The 13,207-nt window shown below is 67.0% G+C and carries 11 protein-coding genes and 1 riboswitch; of the genes, 5 read left to right on the forward strand and 6 right to left on the reverse strand.

The genetic code is table 11. The features are described from left to right. A complete protein-coding gene (gene cobN, locus ACZ1JV_RS03800; RefSeq protein WP_465149653.1) occupies positions 1-3,795 on the reverse strand; it encodes a cobaltochelatase subunit CobN in 3,795 nt (1,264 codons plus the stop codon). Further along, complete coding sequence (cobW, locus tag ACZ1JV_RS03805) at positions 3,795-4,844, reverse strand: cobalamin biosynthesis protein CobW (RefSeq protein WP_465149654.1); 1,050 nt, start codon at positions 4,842-4,844, stop codon at positions 3,795-3,797. Before cobW ends, cobN begins: the two co-directional genes overlap by 1 nt. Positions 4,845-5,043: 199 nt before the next feature. Continuing rightward, positions 5,044-5,289: riboswitch (cobalamin riboswitch) on the reverse strand. Between the two features lie 339 nt (positions 5,290-5,628). On the opposite strand from cobW, the gene ACZ1JV_RS03810 reads away from it, so the two are divergent. Genes ACZ1JV_RS03810 through ACZ1JV_RS03820 form a run of 3 tightly spaced genes read left to right on the forward strand, consistent with a single transcriptional unit; the run spans position 5,629 to position 7,753 of the window. Beyond that, positions 5,629-5,940, forward strand: coding sequence for a hypothetical protein (locus ACZ1JV_RS03810; protein ID WP_465149655.1), 312 nt, complete (start codon positions 5,629-5,631; stop codon positions 5,938-5,940). Further along, positions 5,937-7,487 carry a PepSY-associated TM helix domain-containing protein gene (locus tag ACZ1JV_RS03815; protein WP_465149656.1) on the forward strand — a complete coding sequence of 517 codons (1,551 nt, stop codon included), beginning with the start codon at positions 5,937-5,939 and terminating at the stop codon, positions 7,485-7,487. Before ACZ1JV_RS03810 ends, ACZ1JV_RS03815 begins: the two co-directional genes overlap by 4 nt. Then, positions 7,484-7,753, forward strand: coding sequence for a DUF3325 domain-containing protein (locus ACZ1JV_RS03820; RefSeq protein WP_465149657.1), 270 nt, complete (start codon positions 7,484-7,486; stop codon positions 7,751-7,753). Before ACZ1JV_RS03815 ends, ACZ1JV_RS03820 begins: the two co-directional genes overlap by 4 nt. 19 nt (positions 7,754-7,772) lie before the next feature. On the opposite strand, the gene ACZ1JV_RS03825 is transcribed toward ACZ1JV_RS03820, so the two are convergent. Then, the gene (locus ACZ1JV_RS03825; protein ID WP_465149658.1) at positions 7,773-8,552 is read right to left on the reverse strand and encodes a helix-turn-helix domain-containing protein; all 780 of its coding nucleotides are present in this window, start codon (positions 8,550-8,552) and stop codon (positions 7,773-7,775) included. A gap of 161 nt (positions 8,553-8,713) precedes the next feature. On the opposite strand from ACZ1JV_RS03825, the gene ACZ1JV_RS03830 reads away from it, so the two are divergent. Beyond that, on the forward strand, positions 8,714-10,843 hold the full coding sequence (locus ACZ1JV_RS03830) for a marine proteobacterial sortase target protein (protein WP_465149659.1): 2,130 nt from the start codon (positions 8,714-8,716) through the stop codon (positions 10,841-10,843). Continuing rightward, positions 10,840-11,439: a class GN sortase gene (locus ACZ1JV_RS03835; protein ID WP_465149660.1), complete on the forward strand. Its 600-nt coding sequence runs from the start codon at positions 10,840-10,842 to the stop codon at positions 11,437-11,439. The genes ACZ1JV_RS03830 and ACZ1JV_RS03835 overlap by 4 nt, the downstream gene beginning before the upstream one ends. 115 nt (positions 11,440-11,554) lie before the next feature. Here ACZ1JV_RS03835 and ACZ1JV_RS03840 read toward each other — a convergent pair whose 3' ends face one another. The 3 genes from ACZ1JV_RS03840 to ACZ1JV_RS03850 all read right to left on the reverse strand — a co-directional run bounded on the left by ACZ1JV_RS03840 (position 11,555) and on the right by ACZ1JV_RS03850 (position 13,191). Beyond that, positions 11,555-12,007: a hypothetical protein gene (locus tag ACZ1JV_RS03840; protein WP_465149661.1), complete on the reverse strand. Its 453-nt coding sequence runs from the start codon at positions 12,005-12,007 to the stop codon at positions 11,555-11,557. A gap of 145 nt (positions 12,008-12,152) precedes the next feature. Beyond that, a complete protein-coding gene (locus tag ACZ1JV_RS03845; RefSeq protein ID WP_465149662.1) occupies positions 12,153-12,605 on the reverse strand; it encodes a YbaN family protein in 453 nt (150 codons plus the stop codon). Further along, a complete protein-coding gene (locus tag ACZ1JV_RS03850) occupies positions 12,589-13,191 on the reverse strand; it encodes a biliverdin-producing heme oxygenase (protein ID WP_465149663.1) in 603 nt (200 codons plus the stop codon). Before ACZ1JV_RS03850 ends, ACZ1JV_RS03845 begins: the two co-directional genes overlap by 17 nt. Positions 13,192-13,207: the final 16 nt, after the last annotated feature.

A 13,207-nucleotide genomic window follows, 5' to 3' on the forward strand; every position in this document is an offset into this window, starting at 1 on the left:
TCATGCTCCTGAAAGGGCCGCGAGCGTCAGGCCCGCACTGTTCGATCGGGGTTTCCAAAGCCCGCGCTCCAGCGCCTCGGCAAGGCGCGCGGCGGTTTCGCGCAAGGCGGCGGGATTGGCCTCCGCCATGAAGCCGCGCACCGCTTCGTCTTCGATAAACGCGGCGTGGACGGCGTCGAAATGGTGGTCCTTCACCGCATGGGTCGTGGCGGCGAAGGCAAAGAGGTAGTCGACTGAGGCGGCGATCTCGAACGCGCCCTTGTAGCCGTGGCGCATGACGCCGGCGATCCACTTGGGATTGGTGACGCGCCCGCGTACGATGCGGCCGATCTCGTCCTCCAGCGTGCGGACCACCGGGCGCTCAGGGCGACTGTGATCGTTGTGATAGCTGATCGGGGCGCGGCCCTTCAGGTGCTCGACGGCAGCGGCGATGCCGCCTTCGAACTGATAGTAATCGTCGCTGTCGAGCAGGTCGTGCTCGCGGTTGTCCTGGTTCTGGACCACGGCATCGACCGAGGCGAGGCGTGCGGCGAAGAGTCCGCGCTCGGCATCGCCCTCCACCCCGCCGCCATAGGCGTAGCTGCCCCAGTCGAGATAGACATTGGCCAGATCGCCACGCTCGTGCCAGATTTTCTCGTCGATCATGGCCTGAAGCCCGGCGCCGTAGGCACCAGGTTTAGAGCCGAACACGCGCGAACCGGCGCGGTGGGTGGCCTGCGCTTCGGCCTCGCCATCTTCGACCAATTTGGCGATTTCCACGCGGTGGCGCTCGGCAGCGGGGTTGTCACCCAACGGTTCGTTGAGCGCCATTACTGCGCGTGCGGCGCTGTCGATCAGGTCGATCTGTTCGGGGAAGGCATCGCGGAAGAAACCGGAGACGCGTAAGGTCACGTCCACGCGCGGGCGGCCGAGTTCGGCCACGGTCATCACCTCGAAGCCGACCACGCGGCCCGAAGTCCAGTCCCAACGCGGGCGCACGCCCATCAGCGCGAGGGCCTGCGCGATGTCGTCGCCGCCGGTGCGCATGTTGGCGGTGCCCCATGCGGAAAGGGCCACGGCCTTGGGATACTCGCCCTCGCGCTGGAGGTAGTCCTCCACCAGTAGATCGGCGGACTTGCGGCCGAGTTCCCAGGCAACGGCAGTGGGCACGGCGCGGGTGTCGACCGAGTAGAAGTTGCGCCCCGTGGGAAGTACATCAGGCCGTCCGCGCGTGGGGGCGCCGGAGGGGCCGGGTAGCACGAAGCGCCCGTCGAGTCCGGCCAGCAAGGCTTCGGCCTCGCGCGGGCCGCACAGATCGATGCGGGGGGCGAGGTCGGTGCGGATGGCGTCGAGAACGGCCAGCGTCCTGTCCCCCGCTCCGCTCATCCTGAGCTTGTCGAAGGATGCTGGCGCTGTGCTGTGGTCCTTCGACAAGCTCAGGACGAGCGGAAGTTGGGTTGTTTCGCTAACCCATTCCGCTGCCAGCAATTCGAGCCGTTCGACGGTGTCGCCGTGGGTGCGCCATGGTTCATCGGATACCGCCCCGAGCGGTTCCGGCCGGACGCCATTCCAGCGATCGCCCATCCGGCAGTCGAGCGGGTCGAAGTCCAGACCGAAGTCCTCCGCCATCGCCCGCAGCAGCGAGGCCTGTCCGGCATGGTCATAGCCACGCGGCGTGCGGGCCAGCGCCACTAGCAGGTCACGCCGCAAGCGGCCTTCGGGCGACTGGGTGAAGACATGCAGACCATCGCGGATCTGCAATTCCTTCAACTCGCAGAGGTAGTTGTCGATGGCCGAAAGGGCATCGTCGTCATCACCGCTGGCCCCGGCATCGCGGTCGAGGCCGTGGCTGCGCGCCAGATCGAGAATGTCCCTTCGCAGCCGGTCGAGACGGCGCGGGTCCATTCCGGCGGCGAGGTAGTATTCGTCCACCAGCGCCTCAAGCTGCTTGAGCGGGCCGTAAGTCTCGGCACGGGTCAGCGGCGGGGTGAGGTGGTCGACGACCACGGCGCCGATGCGGCGCTTGGCCTGCGTGCCTTCGCCGGGGTCGTTGACGATGAAGGGGTAGAGTTGCGGCAGCGGCCCGGCGCAGATCTCCGGGAAACACTCGCGCGAGAGCGAGATGGCTTTGCCGGGCAACCATTCCAGATTGCCGTGCTTGCCGACATGGACCACCGCCTGCGCGCCGAAGTCCTGCGCCAGCCAGACGTGGAAGGCGAGATAGGCGTGCGGCGGGGGCAGGGCCGGGTCGTGATAGCTGGCCTTGGGATCGATATTGTAGCCGCGCGCGGGCTGCACGGCGACGGCTAGCTTGCCGAAGCGGTGGACCGGCAGGCGGAATGCGCCGTCCCGCACGAAGGGATCGGCGGATGGCTCGCCCCAGCGTTCGACCATGGCCTTGCGCGCGCTGTCGGGCACCGCTGCGGAGGCGGCTTCGTAGACCGACAGCGGCAGCGAAACTTCGCCGGGCCGGCCCAGTGATGTCAGGTCGTTGGTCACCCCGCCGGTCATCACGCGCATCAGCGCGGCGCCGTCCTTCGATGCTTCGCGGGTGTCGTAACCCGCCTCGTCCAGCGCGGCGATGATCGCGGCGGTGCTGGCGGGGGTATCGAGGCCGACGCCATTGCCGATGCGTCCATCACGGTTGGGGTAGTTCGCCAGCACCAGCGCGACGCGGCGCTCAGCAGACGGCGTGCGGCGCAGGCTCGCCCAGTTGGCGGCGAGATCGGCGACGAACGCCACCCGGTCCGGCGCGACGCGCGGGACGACGATGCCGCACTGGGTCACTTCGTCGAAGCGTTCGGCGGCCTTGAAGGCGACGGCGCGCGTGAACAGGCGGCCGTCCACTTCGGGCAGCGCCACATTCATGGCGAGATCGCGCGGGCCAAGGCCGCGCGCGGCGCCTTGCCACTCGCTTTCCTCGACGCCCGCGAAGGCGACTTGCAGGATCGGGCAATCGGCCTTCTCCAGAATGCCCGGCCTGCGGTCATCGCCTGCGGAGGAGGAGGCGAAGCTGGTGGCATTGACGATCACATCGGGCGCGACCTCGCCCAGCAATCCGCCCAGCCAGTCTACTGCGAAAGGCTCCCGCAAGGCGCGGACGTGGACGGCAGCGACGTTGAAGCCGCGCTCCTGAAGTGCCGCGATCATGGCGTCCACGGCGTCCAGCGTGCCCGCGATCATCAGTGCGCGGTAGAACACCAGCAATGCTAGCGGGCGGCCCTCGGTCCAGCCTGCCTGCACTTCGGCAAGCCCGGCGCGCTCGGTGCCCGCAAGATAGAGCCCGGCGTCGGCCACCGGCACCGGATCGTCCGGCTCGCCCGCGTCATGGCCGATGGTCCGGGCGGCGGTGCGCAGGAACGACAGCGCATTGGCCGTGCCGCCCTGCCGCAGATAGTCACGCATCCGCTCGCGCAGTTCGGCGGGCAGGGTGGAGGCGCGGTCGAGTGCGGGATCGGCCTCCCGCCCGTCGGCAATGGCGGCGAAGGCAATGCCGTTCTCGCGCGCGACGCGGGCGATTTCGTCGATGCCGTAGCCCCAGTAGCTCTTGCCGCCGAGCAGGATCACGCAGACGAATTTGGCCTTGGCGATCACCTTTTCGACATAGAGGTCGATCGAATAGGGGTGGCGCAGTTGCAGCAGGTTGGCGAGGCGAATGCTGGGTGCGCCTTCGGGCATGCGCGCCGCCGCGCCCGCGAAGCAGGCGAGTTCGCTGTCCGCCACGGTGAGGATCACCATGTCGCCGGGAGACTGGTCGAGGTCGATCGCCTCCTCGCCGTTGGAGATCGTCCCCGGCGTGGCGGACAGCAGGTGCATCAGGCGTTCACGACGTCGAGAACGTCCGCCAGCCCCGCCTCGATGGCAGCGCGGTCCAGCCCCTTCTGACCGATGACGACCAGCTGCGTGCGGCGCGCTTCCTGCGGCAGCCAGGCGCGGTCGTAGAAGTGCTGGATGCGCGGGCCGACGGCCTGCACGACAAGGCGGCTGGGCTTGCCGCCGACGGCGACCATGCCCTTCACGCGCAGAATGTCGTGCTCTGCGATAAGGTCGTTCAAACGGGCGAGAAGCGCGTCGAGATCGACCACATCGCCACCAGAGACGACGAAACTATCGAAGTCGTCATGGTCGTGATCCTCGTCCAGCCCGTCGATGTGCGAGGGGCGGGAATCGAGATCGTCCTCGGCCGCGGCGGTGATGCCCAGCAGCGCCGCGATGTCGACGGCGCCGTGATCGGCGCGCACGATCTTCACGCCGGGGCGCGTTTCGGCCAGCACCAGCGTCTCGACATGGGCGAGCGCATCGGCGTCGACGAGGTCGGTCTTGTTGAGTACCACCATGTCGGCGCAGCCCAGCTGTTCCTCGAACAGTTCTTCCAGCGGGCTTTCGTGGTCCAGCATCGGATCCGCCGCGCGGGCCGCTGCCAGTGCCGCCTCGTCGGTGGCAAAGCGGCCGGCCGCGACGGCATCGGCGTCGATCAGCGCGACCACGCCGTCAACCGTGGCGCGGGTGCGGATGTCGGGCCACTGGAAGGCCTTCACCAACGGCTTGGGCAGGGCAAGGCCGCTGGTTTCGATGATGATGTGATCGGGCTTGTTCTCGCGGTCGAGCAGCTTCTGCATGGTCGGCAGGAAATCGTCGGCGACGGTGCAGCAGATGCAGCCGTTGGCCAGTTCGACGATATCGTCTTCCGGGCAGGCTTCGTCGTTGCAGCCCTTCACCAGTTCGCCGTCGACGCCGACATCGCCGAACTCGTTGATGATGAGGGCGAGGCGGCGGCCCTTGGCGTTCTGCAGCAGGTGGCGGATCAGCGTGGTCTTGCCGGCGCCAAGGAAGCCGGTGATGACGGTGGTGGGAACTTTGCTCAACGGTCTTCTCCCGCGCGCCGGTAACTCGGAAACGGGCGGAGCGTCTCGCCGCGTCCGGATGGCCGAAACGCGACGCCTGGCCTGCGACGACGGACAGGCGCGCGCGCCCGACGTGGCATGCCGTTGCGGCCCCGGCCGCATGCATCACGTCGCTCAGACGGAAGAGTTACCGTGCCTTGGCCATTCCCTGGGCCACGGCAAGAGCGACATCGCGCCGGCAGGTCTCCTGGCTCGCGGGTCATCACGCGATGCACGGCCTTCCCAGGCCCCGCATGATTTAGCGTCCGACCCAGTGGCTGCGGCGGAAATCGTCGTCCCGCCGCGAATGTGCATCGCGCTCACCGCTTACAGTTGCAGGGACAGCCCCGGAATCGAGCGGGCGGGCCGCTCTTACCGTGTTCCCGTATTAAGCCCCTTGCGGGGCACCGGCGCGATCTTGCCCGCCGCCGTTGGAGCGGTGGCAGACAGGCAGGCTCCTAGCCTTCGTAACCATGGCCCGCAAGCCTGCATCCGGACGGCGCATTCGGCTGCGGCGTCATTCCGCACCGGCGTTCCGGCGATGCATGGCTATTCCACGTCAGTTTTAAGCTTCGGGCGATTGACTCGACCACCGCCAACGCCTAGCAGCCGAATTTGTGCGAATGGCTCGCAATAGCATGTCGGAAGGTGGTCTAAGCGTGAAAACAACGACTTCATCCGGCAAACCATTCGGCCCGAGTCCGGCTGATTTTGCGGCGGTGCTGCGCTTGGCGCGCGTCGCTCGGTAACAGGCAGGACAGGCGCCATGGCTTCCTCTGCAACCGGCATTACCAGGACGAACCTAGCAGCCCGGCTGCTGGCGGCGATACCGGCCAACTATGCGCTGTCTTCGCTGGCCACGGCCTGCATCGCGCGCGGGCTGGCGTATGGCATGGGTGTCGCGCCGGCGGAGGCGAGCGTGGCGGGTACTCTGCTGTCGTTCGCCATCTTCGCCACAGTGGCGCTGATCGCGTTCGGCATGCGCTCGATCGCGCGCGTGTGGCTGTGGATGGCCGTTTCGGGCGGCGTCATGGCCATTTGGCTATGGTTTTCCCTGCAAGCGGGGGGCCGGCTGTGAAGGATAGCCTGCGGCAATCGATGGCGCTGGTGCACACCTGGTCCGGCCTCGTGCTCGGCTGGTTGCTGTTCGCGATGTTCGCCACGGGCACCTCTGCCTATTTCCAGGACGAGATCACGCGCTGGATGCAGCCAGAGGTTGTGGGCGATGCCGATCCCGTCAAATCGGCGCAAGGGGCGATCCGCTATCTGGAGCGCAAGGCGCCCGACGCCGGCTTCTGGTATCTGTCACTGCCCAACGGCCGCAGCGCGACCACGCAGTTGTTCTGGTATCCCGGCACCGGCGCCGCCGCGCAGACCGAAGCCGTGGTCGATCAGAACGGTGACGAGGTTACCGCGCGCGAGACGCGCGGCGGCTATTTCCTCTATCGCTTCCATTTCGACCTGCACTACATGCCGGTGCTCTGGGCGCGTTATCTGGTCGGCATCGCGGCGATGTTCATGCTGGCGGCGATCCTTTCCGGCGTGATCACGCACAAGAAGATCTTTGCCGATTTCTTCATGCTGCGCTTCGGCAAGGGGCAGCGATCCTGGCTGGACGCGCACAATGTGACAGCCGTGCTGGCGCTGCCCTTTCATCTGATGATCACCTTCACCGGGCTGGTCACGCTGATGACGATGTACGTGCCCTGGGGGATTCTGGCGAACTACGCATCGCCTGATACCTTTCAGGCGCAAGTCTTCGGAGAGGCCGCCGCGCCCGAGCGTAGCGGCACCAAGGCTCCGCTCGTCGATATCGGGCCGCTGATGCGGGCCGCTTCCGCGCAGTGGGGTGGCCGCCAGGTCGGCTACGTGCGGATCGACAATCCCGGTGACGCGAAAGCGACCGTGGCGGTGACGCGCGGACCGGGAGAGGCCATGGGATCGCGCGGCGAAGTGCTGACCTTCGAAGGGGCCACCGGCCGCGTACTCAACGGCAGCCTGCCCAAGGGCGCGGCGCTTGAGACCGAAAGCGTGATGATCGGCCTGCACACTGGGCGTTTCGCGCAAATGGGCCTGCGATGGCTCTATTTCCTCAGCGGGCTGGCGGGCACGGCGATGGTGGGCACCGGATTGGTGCTATGGACGGTCAAGCGCCGCCAGCGGCTGCCCGATCCGCAGCGACCGCACTTTGGTTTCCGGCTCGTCGAACGGCTCAATATCGCCGTCGTGGCCGGTTTGGGCGCGGGGATTCCCGCCTATTTCCTGGCCAATCGGCTGATACCCAGCGGCCTGGCGGATCGGCCGGATTGGGAAATCCACACGTTGTTCGCCGTCTGGCTGGGGGTCCTGCTTTGGGCATTGGTGCGGCCTGCCGCGCGTGCCTGGGTTGAAGGGCTGACGCTTGCGGCGGTGCTCTATGCTGCCGTGCCGGTCGTCAATGCCTTCACCACCAGCCGCGGTCTGCCGATCAGCATTGTGCGCGGCGACTGGCTGTTCATCTCGTTCGATCTGGTGATGCTGGCTCTGGCAGCCCTGTTCGCGCTGGGCGCTGCAAAGCTTTCCGCGCGGTCGCGCAAGGCGGGCACCGACGGTGCGACAGGGCGAGACCGGGCGGTGCGGGCATGACCCACATTCTTGCGATCCTGTTGGCGCTTGGCGGTTTCGTCGCACTGGCGCTGTCGATGTCCCGCCATCAGCGGGACCTTGCCGGGCGCACCCTGGCCAAGAGTCAGGCCCATGCGATCCGGGTTGCCGGATATGCCTTGCTGGCGCTGGCTTTCGGGGTGGACGCCATGGCGTTCGGCGGCGGCTATGGCGCGGTCGCCTGGTGTGCCCACTTGTCGGTGGGCGCCTGGTTGACCATCGCGCTGCTGCACTGGCGCAAGGGCTGATCGCCCGCCGCCGGTTCGATCAGCAGAGCGCGTGCAGGCGCGCGAAATCCTCCTCCACTGCGCGGCCCAGCATCGCGCGATAAGCCGCGAAATCGGGCATGTCCGGCGTCACCAGACCCAGCATCGGATCCTCGCCCGCTGCCAGCTTGCGCAGGGCGAGCGGGGTGGCCGCGGGGACCAGCTGCGATCCTTTGCCGACCTCCAGCGTCGTCAGGATGCCGAACATCCCGCCGTCGATCGTCGGGCGTGAAAGGATGGCAAGCCGGTACTGCCCCTGTTCGTTGGTGACGAGATAGATGTGCCCGGAAAGGTTGGGCAGCGACACGTGGCCGCTCTGTTCGAAACGCCCATCCGAACGGCCGGATTCGGCATAGGCCAGACAAGCACCGGTCGCATCCCAGCGGATCGTGATGAGATAGGCGAACAGGCTGCCCGGCGTGCCGAAGCTGGGGCGTAGCGTCAGGTAGCGGCCTTCCAGCCACGCCACCGCTGAGTGTGCGTAGGCGCCCAGCGCCTCGCTCGCCACGTCGCCGCCTTGCGGGGCGGGCACGGTGCCGGGCCGCGCCGTATCGGGGCGCAGGCTGACGCCCAGCGCTTCCTCGATCCGCAGCAGCGTGGCCAGCGTGAAGGGGCGCTTGCCCGCCAGTGCCTTTTCCAGCGTGGACAGGCTGATACGCGCCATGTCCGCCAGCGCCTGCCGGGACATGCGGCGGCGTGCGATCTCTTCGCGCACGAGGCGTGCGGTTTCCGCGCTTTCGGCGGAGGGCGGGGCGGAATCCGGAAGGTCGGTCATGGTCATTGCTGCCTATTTCCGCACAAATGCGCACACGCCGTCAATGGCGTGTGCGCATTGACGTATTTCCCGCACATCGGCGGCAGGAATTGGCCAAGACTGCTCGTGGCTGTGCGGGCCGCCGTGCGCATAGAGGGAGGGCTCCGGATTATCGAAGGAGCCTCTCCATGCCGCACTTCCTCTCTTTCCGCCGCGCCCTGATCCCTGCCGCCATGCTCGCGCTGGCGGCCCCGGTGGCGCTGGCCGTTCACACCACTGCCGCCGTTGCCGCCGACGATGCGGACGATGCCGCCGCATCCGACGATGGCCCGCCGGCAGGCACGCTGATGCTGACCGGGCAGGGCGTCGCCAATAGCCTTCCGGCCGTGCGGCTGGGCACCGACATGGATGTGACGGTGACCGGGCAGGTCGCCCGCGTGCGGGTGACGCAGGCCTTCCGCAACACCTCCGACAAGTGGATGGAGGCGCAGTACCTCTATCCGCTGCCGCAGGATGGTGCGGTGGATTCGCTGAAGATGGTGGTGGGCCAGCGCGTGATCGTCGGCCACATCCAGCCGCGCGAAAAGGCGCGCGAGACCTACGAGGCGGCCAAGGCCAGCGGCCGCAAAGCAGGGCTGGTCGAACAGCAGCGGCCCAACATGTTCACCACCATGGTCGCCAATGTCGGCCCGGGCGAGACGGTGCTGATCTCCATCGAGTATCAGGCCCCGGTTTCGCAGGCGAACGGCACGTTCTCGCTGCGCCTGCCGCTGGTGGTGGGGCCGCGCTATACGCCGCCGCATACGCTGGGTTCGGAGGCGGCCGTGGCCGACGCCAATGCCGTGACGGCCGCGCCGGTGCTGGATCCGAAGGTTGGAACTGCTCTCAATCCCACGACGATCTCGGTCCACCTTGCGCCCGGTTTTGAAGTGGCCAACCTCATCAGCCGCTACCACAAGGTCAGCATCACCGGTCCGCTCGATAATCGCACGATCAATCTTGCCGATGCCAGCGTGCCGGCCGACCGTGATTTCGTGCTCGACTGGCGCTCGGCCTCTGCCGACCCGACGCTGGGCCTCTTCGCCCAGCACACCGAAAAGGGCGATTACGTGATGGCCTCGGTCACGCCGCCGGCCGACCTCTCCAACCTGCCGCCGCCGCCGCGCGAGATGGTCTTCGTGATCGACAACAGCGGATCGATGGGCGGGGATTCGATGGATGAGGCGAAGGCCAGCCTGATCCACGCGCTGGGCACCTTGCGCCCGCAGGACCACTTCAACGTGATCCGCTTCGACGACACGATGACGCGCCTGTTCGAACACAGCGTGGCCGCCACGCCCGATCAGGTGGCGCTGGCGAAGCGCTTCGCCGGATCGCTGGAGGCGCAAGGCGGCACCGAGATGCTGCCGGCGCTGAAGGCGGCGCTGGAGGACGCTGGAACGGGGGGAGAGGCGGACGCGCTGCGCCAGATCGTGTTCCTGACGGATGGCGAGATTTCCAACGAGCGCGAGATGATGGCCGCGATCGGCGCCGATGCCGGGCGCAGCCACGTCTTCATGGTCGGCATCGGTTCTGCCCCGAACGACTATCTGATGGAGCGCATGTCCACCATCGGCGGCGGCGTCTACACCCATGTCGGCGCGCCGGGCGAAGTGGCGGCGAAGATGATGCCGCTGCTCGATGTGCTGAGCCATCCGGCGGTGCGTGACCTGTCGGTGCGGGTAGAGGGTGGCTCGCTGGACCTTACGCCCTCGCGTCTGCCGGACGTTTATGCCGGGCGGCCGCTGGTGCTGGTGGGGCGGACCGAGCACCTTGCCGGCACGCTGACAGTCAGCGGCACGATTGGCGGCAAGCATTGGGAGCGGCGCGTGGACCTTTCCTCGGCCCTGCCGAGCCCGGCGATCGAGAAGCTCTGGGCGCATCGGCGCATCACCGATGTCGAGGCGGATCGCGCGCTCGGCAAACTGGAGGACGATGCCGCCGATGCCGAAGTGGAACGGATCGGCATGGAAAACGGCATCGTCACCAGCCGTACCAGCCTTGTTGCGGTGGACGAGACGCCCTCGCGCCCGGCCGGCGCGCGGCTGACGAAGGAGGAATTGCCGATCAACCTCCCTGCGGGTTGGGACTTCGACAGGCTGTTCGGCAAGGACGCGGTACAGACACAGCCGGGCGGAGACCTCGCCGCGACGCAGGCCGACGCGCTGGAACTGCCGCAGACCGCCACGGGCTTCGTCGGTCTGGTGGGCAAGGGGCTGGCGATGCTGCTGGCGGGCCTTGCGGGCCTTGCCATCCTGCTGCGCCGGAGGGCGGCATGATCCGGCTGGCTCAGGTGAAGGAGGCCGCGCACGGGCGCGGCCTTCTGGTCCTCCTGCTCCCGGCGTTGTGCCTGGCGGGCGTGGCGGAAGTGGGGCGGGGGCTCTATGTCCCCGCCAAGGCCATGGTCGCGCAGGTCTTGTTGGACCGGGCATTCGATCGCAGCCTTGCACTCCATGCTCCGCAAAAGCCCTGGGCCTGGGCGGACATGACCCCCGTGGCCCGGATTTCCGCACCCCGGCTGGGCGTGACGCGGGTGGTGCTGGACAGCGGATCGGGGCAAGCGCTGGCCTTCGGGCCTACGCTGCTACCGGGCGGAGCGACTTTCGGCCAGCCCGGAACCGCCGTCGTCGCCGCGCACCGCGACACGCATTTCAGCTTCCTGCGCGATTTGCACAAGGGGGACGAGATTACCGTCCAGACGCGTGACGGACTGCAGCGCCGTTATCGCGTCACCGGATCGGACGTAGTGCGCTGGGACGGCTATGCGGTGTCGGAACTTGCCAGCGGCGAACATCTGGATCTCGTCACCTGCTGGCCCTTCGACGCGGTGCGGCGTGGGCCCTGGCGCTATGTCCTCCATGCGGAGCGCGTTTAGGGCCGGAGCGTGTCAATCAATTGGGGGGGAGAAGCCACAGTTTGAATGACCGTCCGCTTTTAGTGGTACGAGCATAGTTGTCGAACGGTGGTAAAGTCGGGGGGAGCGGACATCCTCACCTAATGAGGTGCAAGGCAATTTCCGCCCCGAGCAAGCATGAGGCTATCGTTGCCCCCTTGATGTCCACACCTGCGTTGAGAGCTTTACTAATCGCATCAATGTCTGCGCTACTGGCGGCGATGAGCTTGAATGTCTCATGGTCCATTCGACCACGTGCGCGGTGAGCGCGCGCCAATTTCAGGCCACCGACATATTCCGGTTGCCGGTTCAAATCCGCTGTAACGCTTGTACCATCGGCCTTCAGCGCGGTAATTCTATTAGAAAAATGGCGGACACCTAACTCCTCCAAGATCGGGCGACTGAAGGCCAAAGGTAGCAACTCAACCAGTCGACAGGCCTCCCCTTCAGAAAAGCCGTCGCTACGAAGGGCTTCAATTTTATGATCGTCCGAAGGGCCCCAATGCTGGGCAATTATCGTCGCGCCTCGAATAATCAGGGCTTCTGACATTTCAGCTTTTTGCCATGGTAACCTCATGGGCAAGAGACCTATCGCCCCATCCGAATGTCGGCAATGTCGGCGCATCCGGAACGGCAAATTGTAGAGGGAATGAGAGGTTAGCCGCCTTCGCCGGGAGGAAGATCGGCCGCGTTGTCTAGGCGTTTTCCGGTTCGGCTTCGGCCGCGACTTGCGCCGGCTCGCGCCGCCGTCCTACCCAGACCGCGCAGGCCAGCAGAACGAGGGCAACCGGGATAGCCACCATCAAGCTCGGCTTGGCCAACAGGCAGAACGAGGTGAAGCCGATCGTCATGCCGATCCACGAGGCGTACTTGGCATGGCGCGGGATCACCCGCTCCGCCCGCCAGGCGCGCAGGCCGGGGCCGAAACGGGGATGATCGAGCAGCCATGCCTCCAGCCGCGGCGAAGATCGGGCAAAGCAGGGCAGGGCGAGGATCATGAAGTCCGTGGTCGGCAGCAGCGGAACGAAGATCCCGATCACGCCCACGCCCACCAGCGCAAGGCCCAGCACCAGCCAGGCCATGCGCGATGTCCTGCCCCGGCGGAGCAGGTCGTCGGTATTGTCGGGCCGCTCAGGCGAAGCGGGCATCGGCGAGCGACCGGACGCGTTCGAATGCGGCCTTGGCGCCGGCTACGGCGCGCTCTTCTTCCTCTTCAGTAAGATTAGCGGCATCCAGCCCTGCCACGAAAGCACGCCAATGCGCCGCCGGGCCTTCGGGCGCCGGGGCGAGGTGGCGGGCACCGTGATGGTCCGAAAGCCCGATCTTGGCGGCCTCCTTGCGCAGCAGCGCCGCGCCCATGTTCGAACCTTCGGCTACGTAGAGCCAGCCGAGCGCGGTGGGCACGTCCACTGCCGCGCCGTCCGCGAATGCCGGAGGGCCATCGGCCTCCGGCAATGCGCGGTCCAGATCGGCAAGGTCCGCCGCGATCAGGTCTATCCGCTGCCGTTCGGCAAGGCCCGGCAGAACGTACTGCAGGGCCTCGACCGAATAGAGCGCGGCGATGTCGCGGTGGAACAAGTACTGCATCTCCACGAAGCGGGCATAGCCCGGCACGCTGGCGAAGGGATCGGCCGCCATGATCGCCTTGTCCAGGCGATCATGCATGTCGTGCGTCCCGGCGCGAAGCGATTGCACCAGCGTGGGTGCCAGCGCGTTGTCAGCAGGTTGGGTCATGATCCGGTACGGGCCT

This window comes from Novosphingobium sp. BL-S-19, assembly GCF_055521675.1.

Coding starts and splice junctions, on each gene's coding strand:
- ACZ1JV_RS03850 (WP_465149663.1), bottom strand. CDS start 13,191: ATGACCCAACCTGCTGACAACGCGCTGGCACCCACGCTGGTGCAATCG.
- ACZ1JV_RS03840 (WP_465149661.1), bottom strand. CDS start 12,007: ATGTCAGAAGCCCTGATTATTCGAGGCGCGACGATAATTGCCCAGCAT.
- ACZ1JV_RS03820 (WP_465149657.1), top strand. CDS start 7,484: ATGACCCACATTCTTGCGATCCTGTTGGCGCTTGGCGGTTTCGTCGCA.
- ACZ1JV_RS03845 (WP_465149662.1), bottom strand. CDS start 12,605: ATGCCCGCTTCGCCTGAGCGGCCCGACAATACCGACGACCTGCTCCGC.
- ACZ1JV_RS03835 (WP_465149660.1), top strand. CDS start 10,840: ATGATCCGGCTGGCTCAGGTGAAGGAGGCCGCGCACGGGCGCGGCCTT.
- ACZ1JV_RS03825 (WP_465149658.1), bottom strand. CDS start 8,552: ATGACCATGACCGACCTTCCGGATTCCGCCCCGCCCTCCGCCGAAAGC.
- ACZ1JV_RS03810 (WP_465149655.1), top strand. CDS start 5,629: ATGGCTTCCTCTGCAACCGGCATTACCAGGACGAACCTAGCAGCCCGG.
- ACZ1JV_RS03830 (WP_465149659.1), top strand. CDS start 8,714: ATGCCGCACTTCCTCTCTTTCCGCCGCGCCCTGATCCCTGCCGCCATG.
- cobN (WP_465149653.1), bottom strand. CDS start 3,795: ATGCACCTGCTGTCCGCCACGCCGGGGACGATCTCCAACGGCGAGGAG.